Origin of the sequence: Kitasatospora sp. NPDC058190 (assembly GCF_042883685.1) — a bacterium.
In the GTDB taxonomy this organism is placed as follows: Bacteria; Actinomycetota; Actinomycetes; order Streptomycetales; family Streptomycetaceae; genus Kitasatospora.
On sequence record NZ_JBHVVI010000207.1, the window covers coordinates 3,174 to 8,731 of the forward strand.

General features: G+C 71.3%; 5 protein-coding genes. 4 read left to right on the plus strand and 1 reads right to left on the minus strand.

Features of this window, described 5'->3' with window-relative positions; all coding sequences use genetic code 11:
- Nucleotides 1-339: 339 nt before the first annotated feature.
- The gene (locus ACFVWU_RS43125; protein WP_387631813.1) at nt 340-1,620 is read right to left on the minus strand and encodes an ROK family protein; all 1,281 of its coding nucleotides are present in this window, start codon (nt 1,618-1,620) and stop codon (nt 340-342) included.
- A 176-nt stretch (nt 1,621-1,796) separates the two neighbouring features.
- Here ACFVWU_RS43125 and ACFVWU_RS43130 point away from each other — a divergent pair, with 176 nt between their 5' ends.
- From ACFVWU_RS43130 to ACFVWU_RS43145, 4 genes are all read left to right on the plus strand, one after another.
- The gene (locus ACFVWU_RS43130) at nt 1,797-3,110 is read left to right on the plus strand and encodes an ABC transporter substrate-binding protein (RefSeq protein WP_387631815.1); all 1,314 of its coding nucleotides are present in this window, start codon (nt 1,797-1,799) and stop codon (nt 3,108-3,110) included.
- 185 nt (nt 3,111-3,295) lie between these two features.
- Complete coding sequence (locus tag ACFVWU_RS43135) at nt 3,296-4,240, plus strand: carbohydrate ABC transporter permease (RefSeq protein ID WP_387631817.1); 945 nt, start codon at nt 3,296-3,298, stop codon at nt 4,238-4,240.
- On the plus strand, nt 4,237-5,097 hold the full coding sequence (locus tag ACFVWU_RS43140; protein ID WP_387631819.1) for a carbohydrate ABC transporter permease: 861 nt from the start codon (nt 4,237-4,239) through the stop codon (nt 5,095-5,097). The genes ACFVWU_RS43135 and ACFVWU_RS43140 overlap by 4 nt, the downstream gene beginning before the upstream one ends.
- Before the next feature lie 11 nt (nt 5,098-5,108).
- On the plus strand, nt 5,109-5,558 hold a 450-nt coding region (locus ACFVWU_RS43145), incomplete at its 3' end, for a hypothetical protein (RefSeq protein WP_387631822.1).

Sequence of the window (5,558 nt, forward strand, 5' to 3'; positions counted from 1 at the left end):
GGGCGCGCGGGGGGTGTCCTTGCTCGTATTCCCGCGGCGTTGGTGCCACAAGCGGGTTGTTCAGAGGGTCAGTCGAGCGTCCACTGCGGCAACGCTGCGCCGCTGTCCGGCTGCTGGGTCGGCAGGGCGCCGGTCATCCGTCTCATGGGGGATCCTTCCGGAGGCGTGCTGCCTGCGGAGCGGGGGAGGCGGCGCACCTGGTGGTTAGTTCCGCCAGAATCCGAACTTATCCCCTGTGGTGTCAACCCCCGTGCACGAGAACGGAGCGCACGGTGATCCGATGGTGATCGGGTGCGCGGGCCGCGGCCGCGGGGCCGACGGCCGGGAGGGAGCGTACGGTCAGCGCTGAGCGGGCGTCATGGCGCTGGTCGGGTCCTGGTACACGGCGTCGAGGGCGAGCAGGGCGCCGCCGCGCGCGGTGCCGGTCAGTCCGGTGGTGGACAGGACGATCTCGCACCCGCCGGCGTCCGGTGCCATCACCCGCTCGCGCACCTGGGCGGTCACGCTGTCGAGCAGGTACTCGCCGAAGAAGGCGAAGTGGCCGCCGAGCACGATGAGCCGGGGGTTGAGGATGTCGGCCAGCAGCGCCAGCCCGGGGGCGAGGTTGTCGGCGATCCGCTGCAGCGCCTCCAGCGTGCGGGCGTCGCCGGCGCCCGCACGGTCGCGCAGTTCGGCGAGGCGGCGCTCCAGGTCCACCATCGGGTCCCAGACCAGGTCACCGGGGTCGGCGGCGTAGCGCAGCAGGGCGCCGCGGCCGATGGTGGTCTCCCAGCAGCCGCGTCGGCCGCAGGCGCACAGGTGCTCGGAGGGCACCAGCTGCAGGTGGCCGACCTCGCCCGCGTAGCCGCCGGCGCCGCGCACCAGCTGCCCGCCGGCGATGATGCCGACCCCGACGCCGGTCTGGCCGGTGACGTGGACGAGGTCGCGGACGCCCGCGGCGGAGGCGGTCACGTACTCGGCCAGGGCGCCGAGCTTCGCGTCGTTCTCCAGGTGCATCTCCGGGGCGCCCGGCCCGAGGCGCTCGCGCAGGCCGGCGATGGCCGGTACGTCCCGCCAGCCGATGTTGGACGCGAAGCCGACGGTGCCGGTGGTCATGTCGGTGGCGCCGGGCGTGGCCAGGGTGACGCCGACGACGTGCCCGCCGTCGCGGCGCAGTGCCTCGATGCCCCGGGCGACCAGCTGTGCGGTGGTGTCCAGGGTGGCGTCGGGCCCGGCGGCCCGCACGTCGAAGGGGATCCGCTGCTCCGCGGTGACCTCGCCCTTGAGGTTGAGGGCGAGCAGGCTGACGTAGTCGACGTTGATCTCGGCGCCGATGCCGTGCACTCCGCTGCCGTCGATCTCCACGGCCTGCCCGGGTCTACCGACCGTGCCCCGGTCGCGCTCGGCCTCGCCCTCGCGGATCAGGCGGCCCTCCAGCAGCTCCGCGGTCAGGTTGGAGACGGTCGCCTTGGGCAGGCCGGTGTCCTCGGAGATGCGGGCGCGCGAGCGGGGGCCCTCGTCGCGCAGCAGTCGCAGCACCATGCCGAGGTTGGCCCGACGGGACGACGAGCGGTCGCGGGCGACGGCCGGTCCGGCCATGGCCAGACTCCGTACGCCCGACCCCTGAAGCGCTGCCTTCACCAACGGTTCCTCTCCTGCGTCCATGCCGAGGCCCGCCGGGCTCCTGTCGCATGACCTGTGATCACGGGCGCCGGCGGTCTCCTTCCGCTGCCTCTTGACTTTATCAGGGTTGGTTCAAACAATAACCGAACGAATTGACCGGTTCCCGCTTTCCCCCTGGGTCCGAGGAGACACACGTGAAGGCAAGACCTGTTTCGACGGCCGCCGCGCTCGCGGTCGTGACGGCTGCGGCCCTCGTCGCCGGCTGCTCGTCCAGCGGCAGCGGAAGCGGCGACCCGGGTGCCGCGTCGGGCCCGGTCAAGCTCGACTTCTGGGGCTGGGCCCCGGGCTACGACGAGTCGATCGCCCTGTTCAACAAGACCCACCCGAACATCCAGGTCACCTTCGACAAGACCGCCTCCGGCTCCAAGGGCGGCTACACGAAGATGCTCACCGCCGCCAAGGCCGGCAACGCCCCCTGCCTGGCCCAGGTCGGCTACGAGACCCTGCCCAGCTTCGCCGCCGCGGGCGCCCTCACCGACGTCAGCAAGTACACCGCCGACGCCAAGGGGCAGTTCGCGGACTGGACCTGGAACCAGGTCACCGTCGACGGCCACACCTACGGCATCCCGGTCGACACCGCGCCGATGGCCCTGATGTACCGCAAGGACCTGTTCGCCAAGTACGGCATCGACAAGCCCCCGGTGACCTGGGACGAGTACGCGGCCGACGCCGCCAAGGTGCACGCCGCCGACCCGACCGTCTACCTCGGCAACTTCGGCAACGACCCGTACACCTACGCCGGGCTCGCCTGGCAGGCCGGCGCCAAGTGGTTCGGCACCGGCAACGACCAGTGGCAGGTGAGCCTGAACAGCGACGCCAACAAGAAGGTCGCCTCCTACTGGCAGGACCTGCTGGACAAGAAGCTGCTGAAGACCGACCCGAGCAACGACGCCTCGCAGTTCGGCGACATGGCGAACGGCAAGATCCTCTCCGACGTCAACGCGGTCTGGGACGCCCCGATCATCGCCACCAGCGTCAAGGACGGCGCCGGCCAGTGGGCCGTCGCCCCCATGCCGGTCTGGGACGCGGCCAACCCCGCGTACGGCAACGACGGGGGCTCGGCCACGGCCGTCCTCAAGGGCTGTGCCCACGCCAAGGAGGCCGCCGAGTTCGCCACCTGGATGAGCACCGACGCGGACAGCGTCGGCAACCTGATCAAGGTCACCGGCATCTACCCCGCCGCCACCTCGGGCCTGTCCAACCCGGCGCTCACCCAGCCCGACGCGTTCTACGGCGGCCAGACCATCTACGACGTCTTCAAGGCCGAGACCGCCCACATCACCACCACCTGGCAGTGGGGCCCCACCATGACCCAGACCTCCACCGACCTCGGCGACGGGCTCGGCAAGGCGGGCACCGGCGGCGCCACGTTGCCGAACGTGCTCGCCGACGTGCAGGGCAAGACCGTGGCCGGCATGAAGCAGCAGGGCCTCGCCGTCGCCGGCTGACGCCCCACCGACCGGTCCCGCGCCATCCCCCGCGGGTGCGGGGCCACCCACCGACCGGCCCCGCACCACCCCGACCACCACCGGTGCGGGGCCGAGCACCGACCGGTCCCGCGCCGCCCGCCGCCCGGCGGCAACGGACCGGTCAGGCCGGGGCAGTCCGGCCCGATCAAGGAGAGACGAAACCCATGACCACCGCCCTCGCCGGGCGGACAGCACCGCAGGACCCGGCCGCCCGGCCGGCTCGGCGCCGCCGCGGCCCGGCCCGGACCGTCGCACTGTTCCTGGTTCCGTTCCTGCTGCTGTTCACAGCTCTGTACCTGGCGCCGATCGGCTACACCGTCTACCAGAGCCTGTTCCGGATGCACCGATCCGGCCTCGGCCTCTCGGCACCCACCCAGGCCTTCGCCGGCCTCGGCAACTACGCCACCGCGCTGGGCGATCCGCAGTTCCGCGGCTCGCTGCTGCGGGTGCTGCTGATCGGCGTGGTCCAGGTGCCGCTGATGCTGCTGCTGGCGTTGGTCCTGGCACTGCTGCTGGATGCGAAGTCGACCATGTTCAAGAGGTTCTTCCGGCTGGCCTTCTTCCTGCCCTACGCCCTCCCCGGCGTGGTCGGCGCGATCATGTGGTCGTACCTGGTCGCCCCCGGCCTGAGCCCGGTCACCGCCGCCGCCCAGCACCTGGGCCTGCACCTGAACCTGACCTCCGACGGCATGCTCGGCCCGACCATCGGCAACATGCTGACCTGGGGCTGGACCGGCTACAACATGCTGATCATCTACTCCGCGCTGCAGGCCGTCCCGGCGGAGCTCAGCGAGGCGGCCACGATGGACGGCTGCTCGGCCTTCGGGATCGCCTGGCGCATCAAGGTGCCGATGATCCGCCCGGCCCTGGTGCTGACCACGGTGTTCTCCATCATCGGCACCGCCCAGCTCTACAACGAGCCGGCGATCCTGCACAACGTCGCCCCCAACCTCAGCAGCACCTACACCCCCATCTACGCCGCCTACAACGCCGTGGACGCCAACAACTTCAACATCGCCGCGACCGAGTCCGTCGTGCTCGCGCTGCTGGCGTTCGTGCTGTCCTTCGGCTTCCTCAAGCTCGTCCAGCGCCGCGGAGCCGCCCTGTGAACACCACCCGCGCGGCCCGGTACACGGCCTCCCGCTGGCTCACGCTCGGCGTGCTGCTGATCGCCTCGGTCTACTTCCTCGCCCCGGTGTGGTGGCTGCTGGTCGCCTCGACCAAGACCAGCAGCGGCCTGTTCTCCGGAAACGGCTTCTGGTTCGGCGACTTCGCCCTCTTCGACAACCTGCGGGACGTGTTCACCCGCCAGGACGGCATCTACTGGCAGTGGCTGGGCAACAGCGCCCTCTACGCGGTGGGCGGCGCGGGCGTCAGCACCCTGATCTCGGCGATGGCGGGCTACGCGCTGGCCAAGTACCGCTTCCGCGGGCGGGAGCTGACGTTCAACGGCGTCCTCGCGGCGGTGCTCGTCCCGCAGCCGCTGCTGGCCGTGCCGCTCTACCTGATGTTCTCCCAGCTGCACCTGGTGAACTCCTACTGGGCGGTCCTGCTGCCCAGCTCGGTCAGCCCGTTCGGGGTCTACCTGGCCCGGATCTACGCCGCCGCCTCCGTGCCCGACGAGCTCATCGAGGCCGGGCGGATCGACGGCGCCGGGGAGTTCCGGATCTTCGCCACCATCGCGCTGCGGGTGATGTCCCCGGCGCTGGTCACGATCTTCCTGTTCCAGTTCGTCTCCATCTGGACCAACTACCTGCTGCCCGTGCTGATGCTGGCCAACGACCACCTCCAGCCGGTCACCGTCGGGGTCGTCGGCTGGCAGGCCCAGCGGGCGATCGGCCCCGGCGCGCCGCCGCTCAACATCGTGGTCACCGCCGCCATGGTCTCCGCGATACCCCTGGTCGTCCTGTTCCTGTCCCTGCAACGCTTCTGGCGCGCCGGCCTCACCGCCGGCAGCGTCAAATGAGGAGGCCCGGCGTGCCCGCCCGGTACCACCTGCGGTTCCAGCTCCACCCCACCCCGGACGCCGCCGAACGCGCCGCCGAACTCGCCTCGTTCTGCCGGGAGTCGGGTGTCGACGAGGTCGTCCTGCTGCTCGGAGCCGAGGAGTTGTACACCGGCCACCCCACGGGTGAGGCCGAGGACCGCCTGTACGACACCGCGGCGACGGCCGTCACGATCCTGCGCGAGGCCGGGCTCGACGTCAGTCTCAATCCCTGGGTCACCGCCGGCCACGCCGACCGGGGCCGGGCCGACCGCCTCGGCTTCACCCCCATGGTCGGACCGGACGGAACGGTGGCCACGGCCCAGGCGTCGCTCGCCTGCCCACGCTTCCGTGCCTGGATCACCGCCCACTACGCGCGCTTCGCCGACCTCGGGTTCCGTGTGCTGTGGCTGGAGGACGACTTCCGCTACCACAACCACGCC